The sequence below is a fragment of the Saccharopolyspora halophila genome, assembly GCF_039531955.1.
GTDB lineage: Bacteria > Actinomycetota > Actinomycetes > Mycobacteriales > Pseudonocardiaceae > Saccharopolyspora > Saccharopolyspora halophila.
Genome location: NZ_BAAARA010000015.1, coordinates 271,491 through 287,599, shown reverse-complemented (window position 1 = coordinate 287,599; position 16,109 = coordinate 271,491). Strand labels below are relative to the sequence as shown.

The following is a 16,109-nucleotide window of genomic DNA, read 5'->3' as shown; positions in this document are numbered from 1 at the left end:
GTTTTCTGTACAAGGGAGGTGCGTATGCGTACGATCAGCTACTCGGAGTCTCGGGCGCACTATGCTGAGACACTGGACTCGGTCGTTAATGACCGTGAAGAGGTCGTGATCACCCGTGCTGGTCACGAGCCGGTCGTTCTCGTGTCCCTGGACGATTACGAGTCACTCAGGGAAACCGCCTACTTGTTGCGGAGTCCGGCGAACGCTCAGCGCCTCATCGGGTCGATCGAGCGCCTTGAGTCCGGAGGCGGTAGCCACCACGAGCTCGTCGAGGACGAATGAAACTCCTCTGGGACGAGGCTGCCTGGGAAGACTATGTCTGGTGGCAGACGGAGGATCGCAAGGTCCTCAAGCGCATCAACGCGTTGATCAGGGATATTGCTCGTAACGGGAACGAAGGCATTGGCAAGCCGGAAGCTCTCAAGCACGGCTTCCAGGGGTACTGGTCGCGTCGTATCACCGATGAACACCGGCTCGTCTACAAGATCGCGGACGACGAGATCCGGATCGCGGCTTGCCGTTATCACTACGGCAGATAGCCAGGGGTCGCTGCAGCGGGCCGCTCCCACGCGGGGGCGGCCCGCTGTTGCGTTCGTCCGGATCGTGGTTTTCGAGAAAAGCGGCAAGAGGTGACAACCCGCCGGTAGTGGCGAGCGTCTTAGGGGCGGGAAGGAAGCACCCGCAGGCGCTGCTCGGGGGCGGCGACCCTGCGGGACGGGCGTGTGCGGCGAGAGCTGGGGGCTCGCCGCACACGGTTCTCGTGCTTCCCGCGTGCGCGGCGGATTCGTGCGACCACCGCGCATCTCGGCGCTCAGTACCCGGCAGCGGCCCAGTCCGCCAGGATCGCGCCGACCTGCTCGCGCTGCTGCGCGGTCAGCGTGCCCGCCGGTGGCCGGACGGTGCCGGTGCACAGGCCCCGCTGAGCCAGTGCCTCCTTGACCACGGCCACGTTGCCCGCCGTGGCGTCGGCGTTGCGCATCCGCTCGAAGGGCGAGATCAGTTCCCACAGCCGGCGCACCCGCTCGGCATCACCGGAGCGCAGCGCTGCCAGGTAGTCCATCGACAGCTCGGGTGCCACGTTGACCCCGCCCGAGGTGAACCCGGCCGCGCCCAGCGGCCAGAACGAAGGCGCCCAGCGCTCGGCGAGCCCGCAGGACCAGGCCACCCGGTCGGGCCCGATCTCGGCCACGATGTCGCCGAAGCGCAGCGGATCCGGCACCGCGTACTTGATGCCCACCACGTTCGGGCAGGCGTCGAACAGGAACCCCAGCATGTCGGCGTCGATGCGGGCGTCCTTGACGTAGAGCACGAAGCCCAGTCCGGGCGCGGACTCGGCGATCTCCCGGTTGTAGGCGACCCAGCCCGCCACCGACTGGTGCGGGTGCACCGGCTGGTGCACCATCGCCAGCTGCGCGCCCAGCCGGTGCACCGATTCGGCCATGTCCTTGGCGGTGGCCACGTCGTAACCGATGCCCGGCATCACCGCGGAGTCGCCCGCGGCCTTGACGGTCACCTCGTTGGCTCGCTGCCATTCGGCGCGGGAGAGGGCGTAGAACTCGCTGGTGTTGCCGTTCGGGGTGATCACCGGAACGCCCGCCCCGGCCATCCGCGCCACGATCGCCGCGTAGGCGTCCCAGTCCGGTGCGCCCGCCCCGTCGAACGGTGTCACGGTGATCGCGGTGACCCCGCGCAACGCCTGCACGCTGTTGGTCATCAGCTCTCCCGAGTCAGTGGATGGCCGGTTCGGGGGCTCCGCCGCTTCCCTCGAGGAAGTCGAAGTCGCAGCCCTTGTCCGCCTGGGTGATGTGCTTTCCGAACAACTTGCCGTAGCCGCGGGCGAAGGTCGGCTCCGGTCGTTGCCACTCGGAGCGCCTGCGCTCGAGCTCCGCGGCATCGACGTGCAGATCGAGCTTGCGGTTGGGCACGTCGAGCTCGACGAGGTCGCCGTCGCGCACCAGTGCCAGCGGGCCACCCGCGAAGGATTCCGGGGACACGTGCAGCACGCAGGTGCCGTAGCTGGTGCCGCTCATCCGGGCGTCGGAGATGCGGACCATGTCCGTGACGCCCTGCTGCAGCAGCTTCTTCGGGATCGGCAGCATGCCCCACTCCGGCATGCCGGGACCGCCGAGCGGGCCCGCGCCGCGCAGGATCAGCACGCTGTTCTCGTCGACGTCGAGGTCTTCGGCGTCGATCCGGGCGTCCATGTCGTCGTAGTCGTCGAACACGACCGCTTTGCCCTTGTGCTGCAGCAGGTCCGGGTTGGCCGCGGTCGTCTTGATCACGCAGCTGTCCGGGGCCAGCGAGCCGCGCAGCACGGCCAGCCCGCCCTCGGCCGACAGCGGGTTGTCCCGGCGGCGGATCACGTCGTCGTCGTAGATCTCCGCGCCTTCGAGGTTCGCGCCGAGGGTGCGGCCGTTGACGGTGATCGTGTCGCGGTGCAGCAGGTCACCGAGCTCGGCCATCAGCGCGCGCAGCCCGCCCGCGTCGTGGAAGTCCTCCATCAGGTGCTCGCCGGAGGGGCGGATGTTGGCCAGCGCCGGGACCTTGCGCGCCAGCTCGTCGAAGGTCTCCAGCGGCAGGTCGACATCGGCGCGCCCGGCCATCGCGACCAGGTGGATCACCGCGTTCGTCGAACCGCCCATGGCCATCACCACGGCGACGGCGTTCTCGAACGCCTCGCGGGTGAGCAGTTCGCTCGGCTTGACGTCCTCCCAGACCAGGTCGACGATCCGGCGCCCGGTGGCCACCGCCAGCTGCGGGTGGTTGGAGAAGGCCGCGGGAACCGATGACCCGCCGGTCAGCGTGAGGCCCATGGCCTCGGCCGCGGCCGTCATCGTGGAGGCGGTGCCCATCGTCATGCAGTGCCCGGGGGAGCGGGCGATGCCGTCCTCGATCTCGCCCCATTCCTTCTCGCCGATGATTCCGGCCCGGCGCTGGGCCCAGTACTTCCAGGTGTCCGAACCGCTGCCCAGCGTGGCGCCCTTCCAGCGGCCCTTGAGCATCGGTCCGGCGGGCAGGAACATCGACGGCAGATCGACGCTGGAAGCGCCCATGATCAGGCCCGGCGTGGTCTTGTCGCAGCCGCCCATCAGCACGCAGCCGTCGATGGGGTAGGAGCGCAGCAGCTCCTCGGTCTCCATCGCCAGCATGTTCCGGTAGAGCATGGTGGTCGGCTTCTGGAACGGCTCGGACAGCGACATCGCTGGCAGCTCCAGCGGGAAGCCCCCCGCCTGGTAGACGCCGCGCTTGATGTCCTCGGCGCGCTCGCGGAAGTGCGTGTGGCAAGGGTTGATGTCGCTCCAGGTGTTGACGATGCCGATCACCGGTTTCCCGGCGTAGTCCTCGGCGTCGAACCCCATCTGCTTGGTGCGGGACTTGTGTCCGAAGGAACGCAGGGTGTCCACGCCGAACCAGCGATGGCTGCGCAACTGCTCGGCGGTGAGCCTGGGACGGGACATGCCGGCCAGCTCCTTTCCGGTTGCGGGTCTTCGCGGGTGAGAGGTCTTGCGCCGCATCGCACGAACGAGCAACGTCACGGCCGGATCTCGCGAAGCGCCTGGAGCGATCACCGCCATGGTATATGATATCTCAGGCGGCCGCCAGGGCTTCCCGCCGCACGACCCGCCGCGCCGCCACCCGTCCGCCGATGCGAAGGGCTGCTCATGGCCGAGACGTCAGAAACCGAACCGCTGTCCGAGGGCACGCTCAAGGCGCTGCACTACGCGAGCACGGCCACGATCACCACGCAGCTGCTCTCCCGCGGGCTGCGCAACCAGCTGATGCAGGGCCTCAAACCGCTCAATCCCACGCGGGAGAAGCTGGTGGGGACGGCCTTCACGCTGCGCTACATCCCGGCGCGCGAGGACCTCGACGAGCCGTCGGTGTTCCAGGACTACGACCACCCGCAGCGCAAGGCCGTGGAATCGGTGCAACCGAGCCAGGTCCTGGTCATCGACTCCCGCGGGCAGCAGCGCGCCGCCTCGCTCGGCCACATCCTGGCCACTCGGCTACTGCAGCGCGGGTGCACCGGCGTGGTCACCGACGGCTCGGTGCGCGACTCCGACGGCTTCTCGGTGCTGGACCTGCCGACGTTCGCGGCGAACCCGTCGGCGAACACCAACCTGATCCAGCACCACGCCGCGGACATGCAGGTGCCGATCGGGTGCGGCGAGGTCGCGGTCTACCCGGGCGACGTGCTGGTCGGCGACGTCGACGGCGTGGTCGTCATCCCGCGGCACCTGGCCGACGAGGTCGCCGAGGCCGCTGCGCGGCAGGAGCACCTCGAGGTCTTCGTGCTCATCAAGATCGAGTCGGGCGAGTCGCTGCGCGGGGTCTACCCGCCGGACGAGAGCACCCGCGCGGAGTACGAGAAGTGGTTGCGGGACAACCCCTATCCCTGGAGGTGAGGGCGTGCGCGTTGCCGTGCCGCAGCTGCGGCGGCTGATCGTCGACGTCCTCACCGCCTGGGGCATGGACGGTGCGGACGCGGAGGTCACCGCGGACGTGATGGCCCAGACCGATCTGGCCGGCATCGATTCGCACGGCGTGTCGATGCTGATGACCTACGAGAACTTCCTGGCCGAGGGCACCCTGCTGGTGGCCGAGCGCCCGGTGGTGCGCCGGGAGAACGCGGCGACGGCACTGGTGGACGCCAACCGGGGTATCGGTCATCCGGCCAGCGCCCTGGCGATGCGGATGGCCATCGACAAGGCTCGCGCCGGTGGTGTCGGGGTGGTGTCGGTGGTCAACTCGCATCATTTCGGTGCCGCCGGGCACTACGCCGAGATGGCCGCCGAGCAGGGCCTCGTCGGGCTGGTCACCAGTTCGGCGAACCTGCCGTGCTCACCACCGACCGGATCGGTGGTGCCGCAGCTGGCGACCAACCCGATCGCCTTCGCCGCGCCCGCCCGCCGGAACCCGGACTTCCTGCTGGACATGGCCACCACGACGGTGGCGGTGAACAAGGTCAAGGTCTACGGCTACCAGGGCAGATCGCTTCCCGAGGGCTGGGTGGTCGACGACCGCGGGCAGCCGGTGACCGATGCGGCAAAGGGGCTGCACGTGCTGCGCCACGAGGACGCCGGTGGCGTGACCCCGCTCGGTGGCTCGGCGGAGATGAGCTCGCACAAGGGATACGGGTTGAGCATGATGGCCCACATCCTGGCCGCGACCCTGTGCGGCGGGACGTTCCCGGCGAGCCGCGAGCCGGGCGAACCGCAGAACATCGGGCACTTCTTCCTGGCCGTGGACCCGGCGGTGTTCCGCCCGCCGGGTGAGTTCGAGGACGACCTCGACGACGCGATCGACGTCCTGCACCGGACACCACCGCTGGACCCGGCGAAACCCGTTCAGGTCGCGGGAGATCCGCAAGACGAGGCGCGTCGCGAGCGCGCTCGGGAAGGCGTTCCGATGCCGGAAGCTCTCGCCGAGCAGCTGCGCGGCGTCGCCGACCGCGCCGGGGTCACCTGCGGGTTCTGACGCCCGTGCCCGGGCGGGGAGCCCACGACCGGCTGAAACGCGGTGCGGCCACCGCACCGCGTTTCAGCCGTCCGTCACTCCTCCAGGAAATCGGCCAGCCGCGCGTCGGCGGTGAGCACGTCCGGGTCGGTGCGCACGTCCAGCACGCACGGGCGGTCGGCCGAGAGCGCGGCCCGCACCGCCGGTTCCAGCTCATCGCGGGTGTTGACCGTGCGGCCCTCGGCGCCGAGTCCGCGCGCCCAGCTCGCGAAGTCGATCGCACCGATGTCCACCGCCGACATCTGCCGGTCGCTCTTCACCTGGTGCAGCGCGATCGTGCCGTAGAGCCGGTTCTGGAACACCACCACCACGATCGGAGCGCGGTGCCGCACCGCGGTTTCGATCTCCTGGCCGGTCATCAGCACCCCGCCGTCGCCGACCATGGCGATCACCGTCCGGCCGGGCTCGGTGAGCTTGGCCGAGACCGCCGAGGGCACCGCGTATCCCATCGCCCCGTTGCACGGGCCGAGCTGCGTGCCCGGCTCGGTGAAGCACCAGTACCGGTGCAGGAACCCGGAGAAGTTCCCGGCGTCGTTGGTCACCAGCGCGTCGCGCGGTGCCAGCTCGCGGATCGTGCGCACGACCTCGGTCGGGTGCACCGCCGGGCCGGTACCGGTGTCCGGCGGAGTCATGTACTCGCGGACCGCTTCGTGCGCAGCGGACCAGTCGCGCTCGCGCGCGGGCGCGGATCCGCGGAGTTCGCGCAGCGTCTCGGCGACGTTCGCGGTGATCGCCACGTGCTGCTGGTCGGGGAGCGGGAACCGGAAGCCCTGGCTGGTCACCTCGTCCAGGCGCATACCCGCGGTCACCACCAGATCGGCGTCCTCGAGCGCCTTGCGCTGGGGGTCCGGCACGGTGAGCCCGAGGTGGCCCGCGTACTGCGGGTGGTCCTCGGGGAAGGAGTCCTGGCGGCGGAAACCGGTGTAGACGCCCAGACCCAGCGCCTCCGCGGTGGCCACCAGCTCCTGCTGCGTCCCGGCATCGCGCGCTCCCGCGATGACCACCGGGCGCTGAGCGGCGCGCACCCGCTCGGCGAGGTCCGCGACGGGCGTCGGTGGGGCCTGCTGCGGCATCGGGCGGGGAAGTTCGCCGTCGAACGGCTCGTCCCACAGATCGCTGGGCACGGCGACCACGGCCGGGCCGGGGCGCGGTCCGGTGGCCTGCGCGACGGCCTCGGCGACCGCTGCCGGGACCTCGGCGGCCGTGGTGGGCTGCTCCGCCCAGCTCGCCAGCGGGCGAAACATCGCGGCGAGGTCGACTTCCTGAAAGCTGTCCTTGCCGAGCTTGGTCGAGGGAACCTGTCCGAGCAGGACCACCATCGGGGTGTGGTCCTGGCGGGCGGTGTGCACGCCGATGGAGAGGTTGGTGGCGCCGGGTCCGCGGCTGGCCATCGCCACGGCCGGAACCCCGCGCAGCTTGCCGTGCGCCTCGGCCATGAAGGCCGCGCCGCTTTCGTGCCGGGTGGACACCAGCGTCAGCTCGGATGCCCGCTCGAAGGCGTCGAGCAGGCCGAGGAAGGACTCGCCGGGCACGGTGAAGCCGAATTGGACCCCGGCGTCGGCCAGCACCCGGGTCACGGCTTGAGCGACGGTGCGCATGGTTGCACCTCCTGGGATGCGACGGTGTTGGTATATCATACACCGGGAGCCGGGCGCCGGGGTGAACGCGCAGGTGGACCGCCCGGGCGGCGCATCGGTGATATATCATGTCGTCGTGACCGAGCTTGCCGGCGAAACCTCCCGTCTGCGTCCCCTCGGCGGGCCCTCCAGCCGCACCGACCTGGTCGCGGACTCGATCCGCACCGCGATCCTGGCAGGAGAGCTGCAGCCCGGGGAGACGCTGGTCGAACGCCGCCTGTCCGAGCTGCTCGGCGTGTCCAAGACGCCGGTGCGGGAAGCGCTGATCGGGATGGCGCACACCGGCCTGGTCACGGTGGTGCCGAACAAGGGCATCACCGTGCGCAGCCTGACCCTGGAGGACATCCGCAAGGTCTACGAGGTGCGGATGCTGCTGGAACCGTGGGCCGCGCGCACCACCGCCGGTAGCGCCGCCGCGGCGGACTGCCTGCAGCAGGCCCAGGACGCGCTCAACGAGGCGGCCGGGTTGCTCAGCGCGGGCAACAACAACGAGCTGAGCATGGCCAACCGGCGCTTCCACCGGGCTCTGTACTCGGGCTGCGGAAACCGGCTCGTTATCGACCAGCTCGACGACCTGCAGGACCTCACGGCCCTGGGCGTGGTGAACCTGCTCTGGGATCGCTGGCCCACCTGGCGCGAGGAGTTCGTCGAGCACGCCGAGATCCTCGCCGCGGCCAACGACGGCAACGCCGAGGAGGCCGAGACCCTGGTGCGCAAGCACATCCAGCAGTCGCTGACCAACCTTGCCGAGGCGGAGAACGCCGAAGCCACTTCCTGACCGCGAGAGCGGTCCCGCCCCGGCGAAGCGGAGCGGGACCCGGCTCGATCGTCGTGCTGGGAATCCCTAGGCCCTGCTGAACATCGGTTTCTGCTCGTCCAGTGGCTTGACCTGGACCAGGAACGCGTAGGTCAGGGCGCCGAGCACGCACATCGCACCCGCGAAGACCAGTGGCCACACGTAGGCGAACTGGCCGGTTCCGAGCAGGAAACCGATCGCGATCGGGCCGATGATGCCGCCGAGCTGGGAACCGAAGTTCTGCACGCCGGTCAGCGACGCCACGTTGCGCGGCGTCGGCGCCACGTCGGCGGGCAGCGACAGCAGCGCACCGGTGGCGACGGCCGCGCTGCAGTAGGACACCGTCAGGCAGGTCATCGCCACGAGCGGGCTCTGCGCCACCGAGGCCAGCGCGATGGTCGAGGCACCGAGCATGCCGACCACCAGCGGGATCTTGCGCGCCAGCTCGATCCGCGTGCCCCGGCGCACCAGCCAGTCGGAGAACAGGCCGCCCAGCCAGTTCGCGACCATCGCGGCCAGGCCCGGGATCGCGCCGAACAACCCGAGTTGCAGCATCGAGAAGCCCTGCTGGTTGATCAGGAAGTCCGGGTACCAGGTGATGAAGAAGTAGATGATCACGCCGCGGCAGGTGTATCCGGCCACCAGCGCCCAGGTGGTGGAGTAGCGGAACAGGTCGCGCCACTTCATCGGTTGCTTGCCGCCGTCCTCGAGCTCCTTCTCCTCGGTGCGCCCACCGCCCTGCTCGATGTAGTCCACTTCGGACTGGTTGGCCCACTTGTGCTTGCGCGGCGAGCGGTAGACCAGCAGCCAGACGACCACCCACACGAGGCCGAGCGCACCGGTGGCCACGAACGAGCCGCGCCAGCCGACCAGTGCGATCAGCGCGGTCACCAGCGGCACCGACAGCGCGCTGCCGAACTCCGAACCGGTGTCGAAGATGGACGACGCGAACGCCCGCTCCCTGCGCGGGAACCACTCCGAGACCACCCGCGCGTTCGCCGATTGCACCGGGGCCTCACCGATGCCCAAGCCGAGCCTGCACCCGATGACGCCACCGATGCCGCGGGTCAGCGCGGTCGCCGCGGTGCCGATCGACCACCACACCACGGCGATCGCGTACAGGGCGCGCGGCCCGAAGCGGTCCACCAGCCACCCGCCGGGCAGCTGGAAGATCGCGTAGGTCCAGAAGAACGACGAGAGCATGACGCCCTTGAGCTCGTTCGAGAACTGGAGGTCGTCCTGCATGAAATCGCTTGCGACGCTGAGGTTCGCGCGGTCGATGTAGGCGATCGCGGTGGCCACCGCGACCAGGATGACCATCAGCCAGCGGACCTGACTGCGCTTGGACTTCCGCTGCGTGCCGGTATCCGCGGCGGTGCCGGTCGGTGCAGCGGGCGAAGGGTCTTGCATGCCACCACCCCGTCGTGACGCATGATATATCAGACACCAACGTAAGTGACGGCGATCACCGCGGTCAATAGGCGCGGCGACCTCCAGCTCGGGCGCCGCGCCCCAGGTCAGCTCGGCTTGAGCACGGTCAGGAGGTGGGTCGCGCGGCTGAGCGCGACGTAGAGCGCCCGGGACCCGGTGCTGGACTCGGCGGCCAGCCCCTCCGGGTCGACGACCGCGACCGCGTCGTACTCCATGCCCTTCGCGTCGAGGCTGCCGACCACGCGCAGCCGCGGATCCTCGATCGCCGACAGCCAGGACCGCACCTCGTCGCGGCGGGCCATCGTGGTGATCACGCCGACCGTGCCCTCGGCGGCCTCGAGCAGCTCGCGGGCGGCCTCGCCGGTCGCGGTCACCAGGTCGGGTTCGGGAACCTGGCGCCGCACCGGCTCGAATCCGGTGGAGCGCACCGCGGTCGGCAGCTCCTCGGCGGCCACCAGATCGCGCACCGCGCCCGCGGCGACCTCGAAGATCTCCGCCGAGTTGCGGTAGTTGGTGCGCAGCGTGAACCGGCGGTGCGCGTGCTGACCGCTGAGCGCCTCGTCGCGCGCGGTGTCGGCCTCGGCCGGGTCCGGCCAGGACGACTGCACCGGGTCCCCGACGAGAGTCCAGCTGGCGTGCTTGCCGCGCCTGCCGACCATCCGCCACTGCATCGGGGAGAGGTCCTGCGCCTCGTCGACGACGACGTGGGCGTACTCGTCGTAGTTGAACGGGCGTCGCGGCTGTTCGGCGGCGGGGTCGGGTTCGGGCTGCTCGCGCCGCTTGGGCGGCGGTCCGGTCAGCACGCGCAGCTCGTCGATGAGCGCGATGTCGGCGACCGTCCACTCGGTGGGGTCCGTCCAGGCCTTGGCGAGCAGGTCGACCTCCTCGGCGGAGAGCAGCCGCCGAGCGGCCTTCGCCAGCCGAGCCGGGTCGGACAGCCAGCGCAGCACCTGCAGCGGGTACAGCGCGGGCCACCAGGCCACCAGGAAGCGGTGGAACTCGATGCGCTCGCCGATCTCGGTGATCAGCTTCTCGCGGTCGGGATGGAAGTTCTCGCCGGCCAGCTCGGATGCCTGCTGCCAGAGCGCTTCCAGCAGCGCGTCGGCGGCCTTCATCCGGTTCTTGTTCGGCGGCACGCCCTTGTTGTTCAACTTGCGCCGGATGCGCGCGAGCTCGTCGGACTCGAGCTTGAGGACCGTGCCGCGGTAGAAGATGCGCAGCTCTCCGGGCTCTTCCGGGGGCGGCAGGCGCAGCGCGCGGCGCAGCACCTTGACCATGCGGGAGGAGCCCTTGATCTCGGCGGTGCGCGGATCGTCGATCGCGCCGGTCGAGATCCCGTCCAGCACCTCACCGAGGGCGCGCAGCTCCACGTTGTGCTCGCCCATCGAGGGCAGCACCCGGGAGATGTAGGACATGAACACCGGCGACGGGCCGATGACCAGCACGCCGGGGCCGCCGAGCCGGCGCTGGTCGCGGTAGAGCAGGTAAGCGGCGCGGTGCAGGGCGACCGCTGTCTTGCCGGTTCCCGGGCCGCCCGTGATCTCGGTGACGCCGCCCTCGGGAGCCCGGATCGCCTCGTCCTGCTCCTTCTGGATCGTGGCCACGATGTTGCGCATCGTCTCGCCGCGCGAGCGGCTCAGCGCCGCCATCAGCGCGCCGTCCCCGATCACCCGCATGTCCGAGGGCGCGCGGTCGGGGTCGAGCAGGTCGTCGGAGACGTCGACCACCCGCTCCCGCGAGGAGCGGATCACCCGGCGCCGCACCACGCCCTGCGGCTGCTCGGGCGTGGCCTGGTAGAACGGCGCCGCCAGCGGGGCGCGCCAGTCGACGAGGAGGTTGTCGAAGCGCTGGTCGCGGATGCCGAGCCTGCCGATGTGCACGGTGTCGCCGCTCGCCAGGTCCAGCCTGCCGAACACCAGGCCCTCGGACTCGGCGTTGAGCGACTGCAGCGTCCGGTTGGCGTGATTGAGCATCACGTCCCGCTCGTTGAGCGCCTCCGGAGTGGCTTCGCGGCCGTACTCGTAGCTCTTGTCGCGCATCGCCGCGGCTTCGGCGCGCAACTCGTCGAGACGGGCGTAGACGAGATCGACGTGCCGCTGCTCGATCGCGATCTCGGCCTGCGTTTCGGACGCTTCTGACACCTGTGACGTACTCCCGGTCTTCGCGGTGGGCAGGCCAAGAAGAATACCCGCGTGGCGGCGATTACCTCGGGATCCGGTCCAGGTGGGAGGGGTTCTGCGCGGGTCTTAGAATCCGAACCGGCGGACCGCCGAGGCGCCAGTGGGCACGGGTGCGCGACGATGGTCGGCGTGACACGGATCGTGGCGGGAACTGTGGGTGGCCGGCGCATCGACGTACCACCGAGGGGAACGCGGCCCACTTCGGAGAAGGTGCGCGAGGCGGTGTTCAACGCGCTCGAGTCGCTGACCGACCTCGACGGCGCGCGCGTGCTGGATCTCTACGGCGGTTCCGGCGCGCTCGGGCTGGAGGCGCTGTCGCGCGGGGCCGGGCACGTGACGTTCGTGGAGTCCGACAAGCGCGCGGTCGGGGTGCTGCGCCGCAACGCCGCTTCGCTGGGCTTTCGCCAGCTGCGGGTGGAGCAGGCCAAGGCGGAGACCGCCGTGTCCGCGCCCGCCCCGGAGCCGTTCGACGTGGTGCTCGCCGACCCGCCCTACGACCTCTCCCAGGAGGCGCTGCAGCGCGTGCTCGACGGCCTGGTCGCGGGCGGCTGGACCGCGCCCGGCAGCGTGCTGATCGTCGAACGCGCGGTCCGGGGCGGGGAGCCGGACTGGCCGCCGCCGCTGCACGAGTTCCGCGTCAAGCGCTACGGCGGCACCGCGGTGCACTGGGCCGCGCACGAGGAGACCGAAGAGGACTAAGAGGCCTGAGTGACGCCTGGTGACTCGGGACACGTCGCACTGAGCCGCCGTTAACCCGCCTGCTAACGTCCCGCCTCATGAGGCGTGCGGTGTGTCCAGGTTCTTATGATCCGGTGACGAACGGTCATCTGGACATCATCGAGCGAGCGTCGAAGCTGTTCGACGAGGTCGTCGTCGCGGTTCTGATCAACAAGAGCAAGAAGAGCCTGTTCGACGTCGACGAGCGCATCGACATGCTGCGCGAGGTCACCGCCCAGTGGCCCAACGTCCGCATCGATTCCTGGCACGGCCTGCTGGTCGACTACTGCAAGGCCAACGAGATCGGCGCGATCGTCAAGGGCCTGCGCGCGGTGAGCGACTTCGACTACGAGCTGCAGATGGCGCAGATGAACCAGCAGCTCTCCGGGGTCGAGACGATGTTCATGTCGACCAACCCGCTCTACAGCTTCCTGGCGAGTTCGCTGGTCAAGGAGGTAGCCACCTACGGCGGCGATGTCTCCAGCCTGCTGCCGCCCACGATCGAGGAGCGCGTGCGCGCGCGCATCGCCGAGCGGAGTTAACCCGGCTCATACCTCGGGGCAACCGAAGTTTCCGCAGCTCGACAGCGGATTCCTTCGGGTTCCCGCCAGTTCCTCCGCACGCTCGGTGAAGCTCGCTAGCGTTTCGGCCATGAAGCGGATCACCACCAAGTCAGTGCAGATTCTGCTGGCCTCCCTGCTCGCCGCGGCGGGCCTGGTCGGCTTCCAGTCCACCGCCTTCTCCGCCGCCCCGGCCCCGGCCGCCATCGCCCAGGCGCCGTGCGGCGACACCTCCGGCTTCGAGCAGGTCGCCCTGTCCGCGCTGCCGCCGGAGGCCGCCGACACCGTCGACCTCATCCAGCAGGGCGGCCCGTACCCCTACCCCGAGGACGGTCAGACCTTCGAGAACCGCGAAGGGATCCTGCCCGACTGCGAGACCGGGTACTACGAGGAGTACACCGTCGAGACCCCGGGCAGCGACGATCGCGGTGCCCGTCGCTTCGTCGTGGGCGACGGCGGCGAGTACTTCTACACCGACGACCACTACGAGAGCTTCTCGCTCACCGACGTCAACTCCTGACCCGTCGCGGTCCCGAGCAGGGGAACCTTCCTGTCACTTCGATGACGGGAAGGTTCCCTCCTCGCGCGAGATGGCGGGAAGGTTCCCCTGCTCGCCGGGTGGTGGGAACCGATCGGCGGCTTGACACGCGGAGCGCCGATTTCCCCCGGTCCTGGCCTCGCTGCAGGCAGACTGGTACTCGAACAGCCCGTGATCGGATGGCTCGGGGGTTCTGAGATGCTTTAGGCGGCGCGGCCGTTTTCGACTGCAGGGGAGGCCATGGTGTACCGGGTTTTCGAGGCCCTCGATGAACTGGTCACGATCGTCGAAGAGGCGCGTGGCGTTCCCATGACATCGGGCTGCGTGGTGCCGCGCGGCGACGTGCTGGAGCTGCTCGACGACGTCCGGGAGTCGATCCCGAACGAGCTCGACGACGCCCAGGACGTGCTGGACCACCGCGATCAGGTGGTCAACAAGGCGCAGACCGAGGCCGAGAAGTCGCGCGGCGAGGCGCAGACCGAGGCCGAGCGCACGCTCTCGGAGGCCCGCGCCGAAGCCGAGCGGATGCTCTCGGAGGCTCGCGAGCAGGCCGATCAGATGATCTCGGACGCTCGTGGCCAGGCCGAGCAGACGGTCACCGCGGGCAAGCGCGAGTACGAGGACTACATCAGCAGCGCGCAGTCCGAGGCCGACCGGATGGTTCAGGCGGGCCGCGCCGCCTACGAGCAGTCGATCCACGAGGGCAAGTCCGAGCAGGCGCGCCTGGTCACCGACACCGAGGTGGTCCAGGAGGCCAACGCCGAGGCCAAGCGCATCGTCGAGGAGGCCAACGAGGACGCCGAACGGCTGCGCAGCGAGTGCGATGCCTACGTCGACTCCCGGCTGGCCGATTTCGAGGATCTCCTGGGTCGCACGCTGCGCACCGTGGGCAAGGGGCGCCAGCAGCTCCGCAGCCCGATGGGCGCGCCCTTCGACTACGAGGAATGGCACCCCGGCAACGCGGGCACCAACTAGACCGTCTCGCCGGAACCGAATCCCGGACGCGTCCAACCGCGGGCGGGCGGAAGGTCACTGCGCGGCGATGCCGCGATGAGCAGGGCCTGGTGTCGTTGCCGGTGAGGCGTCACGTACCCTGGGACAGCTGGGTCGGTGCGGCCGCCGTTCACGCGGTGAGGCCGTTTGCCGAAACCCGGGTCCAACCATTCATCCATGACGACTGAAACCTGTGATGTCTGCGAGCCACGAAACGCGCCACGCGCAGGCCGGCCCCTGGGTCATCGATACCCGGGAGATCGGTCAGCGAGCCGGAGCCAGCCGCTCCTACCAGCGCAACGCCTCGGCGCCCGCCGGGTTCGGCCTGGACATGATCAAGGTGCCGGAGGGCGAGCCCGTCGTGCTCGACCTGCTGGCCGAGTCGGTCGTGGAGGGCGTTCTGGTGTCCGGCACCGCGTCCGCCCGGTTGGCCGGTGACTGCGTTCGCTGCCTGGAGCCGATCTCCGAGGAGATCGAGGTCGAGGTGCGGGAGCTGTTCGCCTACCCGGACAGCGCGACCGATGCCAGTACTGATGACGACGAGGTGGAACGGGTCGTCGACGACCTGATCGACCTCGAGCCGGTGGTGCGGGACGCGATGTTGCTGTCGCTTCCCACGGCGCCGGTGTGCTCGCCGGACTGCCAGGGGCTGTGCTCCGGGTGCGGCGTGAAGTGGGCCGAACTCGCCCCTGAGCACACGCATGAGACCATTGATCCTCGCTGGGCCGCGCTGCAAGAGCGGTTCGGCGGTAGCGAAGAGGAGAAGTAGTCGTGGCCGTCCCGAAGCGCAAGATGTCCCGGGCCAACACCCGCACTCGCCGTTCCGCCTGGAAGGCTTCGGCGCCGACGCTGGTGCAGTGCTCGAACCGCTCCTGCCGTGAGCAGAAGCTGCCGCACGTTGTCTGCCCCGCCTGCGGCCAGTACGACGGCCGCCAGGTCGTTCAGCCCGCCTGAGTGGCGGTCGCATAGTGGGGGGAAAGCAGGCACGGGCCCGGAAGATCGACCGGGCACCGCTGTTGGCAGCGCTCGGCGTCGAACTCGACGCCGAGCTGCTCACCCTCGCTCTCACCCACCGTTCGTTCGCCTACGAGAACGGTGGCCTGCCGCCCAACGAGCGGCTTGAGTTCCTCGGCGACGCCGTGCTCGGGCTGGTGATCACCGATCACCTGTACAACGAGCACCCGGATCTCCCCGAGGGGCAGCTCGCGAAGTTGCGGGCCAGCGTGGTCAACATGCACGCGCTGGCCGGTGTGGCGCGCGGGCTCGGTGAGGGCGGTCTGGGTGAGTACCTGCTGCTCGGCCGCGGTGAAGAACTCACAGGAGGTCGGGACAAGGCGAGCATCCTCGCCGACGGCCTCGAAGCCGTCCTCGGCGCCGTCTACCTGGAAAAGGGCATCGACGTCGCGCGCAGCGTGGTGCACAAGCTGTTCCAGCCGCTGCTGGCCGAAGCACCGCGGCGTGGTGCGGGCCTGGACTGGAAGACCAGTCTGCAGGAACTGACCGCCTCGGCGGGCATCGGCGTTCCCGAGTACCGCGTCGAGGAAGAGGGGCCCGACCACCGCAAGGAATTCCGCGCCGGAGTCTCGGTGGGTGGCACGATCTACGGTCGCGGCGACGGCAGTACCAAGAAGGAAGCCGAGCAGAAGGCCGCGGAGGCCGCTTGGCGATACCTCGACGAGCAGCAGCAGACCACCGGCGAGACGCCGGCGTCCTGACCCGGTCATCCGGTCCGGTCGGACT

17 protein-coding genes are annotated in these 16,109 nt (G+C 69.8%); 12 read left to right on the top strand and 5 right to left on the bottom strand.

Features of this window, described 5'->3' with window-relative positions:
• The first annotated feature begins 24 nt into the window (after nt 1-24).
• Both ABD289_RS19780 and ABD289_RS19775 read left to right on the top strand, forming a co-directional pair.
• Complete coding sequence (locus ABD289_RS19780) at nt 25-282, top strand: type II toxin-antitoxin system Phd/YefM family antitoxin (protein ID WP_344134854.1); 258 nt, start codon at nt 25-27, stop codon at nt 280-282.
• Nucleotides 279-539, top strand: coding sequence for a Txe/YoeB family addiction module toxin (locus ABD289_RS19775; protein ID WP_344134851.1), 261 nt, complete (start codon nt 279-281; stop codon nt 537-539). The genes ABD289_RS19780 and ABD289_RS19775 overlap by 4 nt, the downstream gene beginning before the upstream one ends.
• A gap of 272 nt (nt 540-811) precedes the next feature.
• On the opposite strand, the gene ABD289_RS19770 is transcribed toward ABD289_RS19775, so the two are convergent.
• Entirely contained in the window at nt 812-1,714 is a 903-nt protein-coding gene (locus ABD289_RS19770; RefSeq protein WP_344134848.1) for a dihydrodipicolinate synthase family protein, read from the bottom strand.
• A 13-nt stretch (nt 1,715-1,727) separates the two neighbouring features.
• Entirely contained in the window at nt 1,728-3,458 is a 1,731-nt protein-coding gene (gene araD / locus ABD289_RS19765) for an L-arabinonate dehydratase (RefSeq protein WP_344134845.1), read from the bottom strand.
• A 204-nt stretch (nt 3,459-3,662) separates the two neighbouring features.
• Between araD and ABD289_RS19760 the strand changes: the two genes are divergently transcribed.
• Complete coding sequence (locus ABD289_RS19760) at nt 3,663-4,406, top strand: ribonuclease activity regulator RraA (protein WP_344134842.1); 744 nt, start codon at nt 3,663-3,665, stop codon at nt 4,404-4,406.
• Between the two features lie 4 nt (nt 4,407-4,410).
• Complete coding sequence (locus ABD289_RS19755; protein WP_344134839.1) at nt 4,411-5,478, top strand: Ldh family oxidoreductase; 1,068 nt, start codon at nt 4,411-4,413, stop codon at nt 5,476-5,478.
• 74 nt (nt 5,479-5,552) lie between these two features.
• On the opposite strand, the gene ABD289_RS19750 is transcribed toward ABD289_RS19755, so the two are convergent.
• On the bottom strand, nt 5,553-7,115 hold the full coding sequence (locus ABD289_RS19750; protein ID WP_344134836.1) for a thiamine pyrophosphate-binding protein: 1,563 nt from the start codon (nt 7,113-7,115) through the stop codon (nt 5,553-5,555).
• A gap of 115 nt (nt 7,116-7,230) precedes the next feature.
• Here ABD289_RS19750 and ABD289_RS19745 point away from each other — a divergent pair, with 115 nt between their 5' ends.
• The gene (locus ABD289_RS19745; RefSeq protein WP_344134833.1) at nt 7,231-7,932 is read left to right on the top strand and encodes a GntR family transcriptional regulator; all 702 of its coding nucleotides are present in this window, start codon (nt 7,231-7,233) and stop codon (nt 7,930-7,932) included.
• A gap of 66 nt (nt 7,933-7,998) precedes the next feature.
• Here the strand turns inward: ABD289_RS19745 and ABD289_RS19740 are convergent, their stop codons facing one another.
• Both ABD289_RS19740 and ABD289_RS19735 read right to left on the bottom strand, forming a co-directional pair.
• Nucleotides 7,999-9,360, bottom strand: a complete 1,362-nt coding sequence (locus tag ABD289_RS19740; protein WP_344134830.1) for an MFS transporter — start codon at nt 9,358-9,360, stop codon at nt 7,999-8,001.
• A 107-nt stretch (nt 9,361-9,467) separates the two neighbouring features.
• Nucleotides 9,468-11,522, bottom strand: coding sequence for a HelD family protein (locus tag ABD289_RS19735; protein WP_344134827.1), 2,055 nt, complete (start codon nt 11,520-11,522; stop codon nt 9,468-9,470).
• 168 nt (nt 11,523-11,690) lie between these two features.
• On the opposite strand from ABD289_RS19735, the gene rsmD reads away from it, so the two are divergent.
• The 7 genes from rsmD (at nt 11,691) to rnc (ending at nt 16,084) form a co-directional block, all read left to right on the top strand.
• Nucleotides 11,691-12,260 carry a 16S rRNA (guanine(966)-N(2))-methyltransferase RsmD gene (rsmD, locus tag ABD289_RS19730; RefSeq protein ID WP_344134823.1) on the top strand — a complete coding sequence of 190 codons (570 nt, stop codon included), beginning with the start codon at nt 11,691-11,693 and terminating at the stop codon, nt 12,258-12,260.
• A gap of 77 nt (nt 12,261-12,337) precedes the next feature.
• On the top strand, nt 12,338-12,820 hold the full coding sequence (coaD, locus tag ABD289_RS19725; RefSeq protein ID WP_344134820.1) for a pantetheine-phosphate adenylyltransferase: 483 nt from the start codon (nt 12,338-12,340) through the stop codon (nt 12,818-12,820).
• 109 nt (nt 12,821-12,929) lie between these two features.
• Nucleotides 12,930-13,358: a guanyl-specific ribonuclease gene (locus tag ABD289_RS19720; RefSeq protein WP_344134817.1), complete on the top strand. Its 429-nt coding sequence runs from the start codon at nt 12,930-12,932 to the stop codon at nt 13,356-13,358.
• Between the two features lie 261 nt (nt 13,359-13,619).
• The gene (locus ABD289_RS19715; RefSeq protein ID WP_344135064.1) at nt 13,620-14,351 is read left to right on the top strand and encodes a F0F1 ATP synthase subunit B family protein; all 732 of its coding nucleotides are present in this window, start codon (nt 13,620-13,622) and stop codon (nt 14,349-14,351) included.
• Between the two features lie 214 nt (nt 14,352-14,565).
• Nucleotides 14,566-15,138: a YceD family protein gene (locus ABD289_RS19710; protein WP_344134814.1), complete on the top strand. Its 573-nt coding sequence runs from the start codon at nt 14,566-14,568 to the stop codon at nt 15,136-15,138.
• Nucleotides 15,139-15,140: 2 nt separating this feature from the next.
• Complete coding sequence (rpmF, locus tag ABD289_RS19705; protein ID WP_344134811.1) at nt 15,141-15,323, top strand: 50S ribosomal protein L32; 183 nt, start codon at nt 15,141-15,143, stop codon at nt 15,321-15,323.
• 14 nt (nt 15,324-15,337) lie between these two features.
• On the top strand, nt 15,338-16,084 hold the full coding sequence (rnc, locus tag ABD289_RS19700; protein ID WP_344134808.1) for a ribonuclease III: 747 nt from the start codon (nt 15,338-15,340) through the stop codon (nt 16,082-16,084).
• Nucleotides 16,085-16,109: the final 25 nt, after the last annotated feature.

What these genes read in the sequence shown, in the direction of transcription:
- ABD289_RS19775 (WP_344134851.1), top strand. Translation starts at nt 279, where the DNA reads ATGAAACTCCTCTGGGACGAGGCTGCCTGGGAAGACTATGTCTGGTGG.
- ABD289_RS19710 (WP_344134814.1), top strand. Translation starts at nt 14,566, where the DNA reads ATGTCTGCGAGCCACGAAACGCGCCACGCGCAGGCCGGCCCCTGGGTC.
- ABD289_RS19720 (WP_344134817.1), top strand. Translation starts at nt 12,930, where the DNA reads ATGAAGCGGATCACCACCAAGTCAGTGCAGATTCTGCTGGCCTCCCTG.
- ABD289_RS19770 (WP_344134848.1), bottom strand. Translation starts at nt 1,714, where the DNA reads ATGACCAACAGCGTGCAGGCGTTGCGCGGGGTCACCGCGATCACCGTG.
- ABD289_RS19740 (WP_344134830.1), bottom strand. Translation starts at nt 9,360, where the DNA reads ATGCAAGACCCTTCGCCCGCTGCACCGACCGGCACCGCCGCGGATACC.
- ABD289_RS19780 (WP_344134854.1), top strand. Translation starts at nt 25, where the DNA reads ATGCGTACGATCAGCTACTCGGAGTCTCGGGCGCACTATGCTGAGACA.
- araD (WP_344134845.1), bottom strand. Translation starts at nt 3,458, where the DNA reads ATGTCCCGTCCCAGGCTCACCGCCGAGCAGTTGCGCAGCCATCGCTGG.
- coaD (WP_344134820.1), top strand. Translation starts at nt 12,338, where the DNA reads ATGAGGCGTGCGGTGTGTCCAGGTTCTTATGATCCGGTGACGAACGGT.
- ABD289_RS19760 (WP_344134842.1), top strand. Translation starts at nt 3,663, where the DNA reads ATGGCCGAGACGTCAGAAACCGAACCGCTGTCCGAGGGCACGCTCAAG.
- ABD289_RS19750 (WP_344134836.1), bottom strand. Translation starts at nt 7,115, where the DNA reads ATGCGCACCGTCGCTCAAGCCGTGACCCGGGTGCTGGCCGACGCCGGG.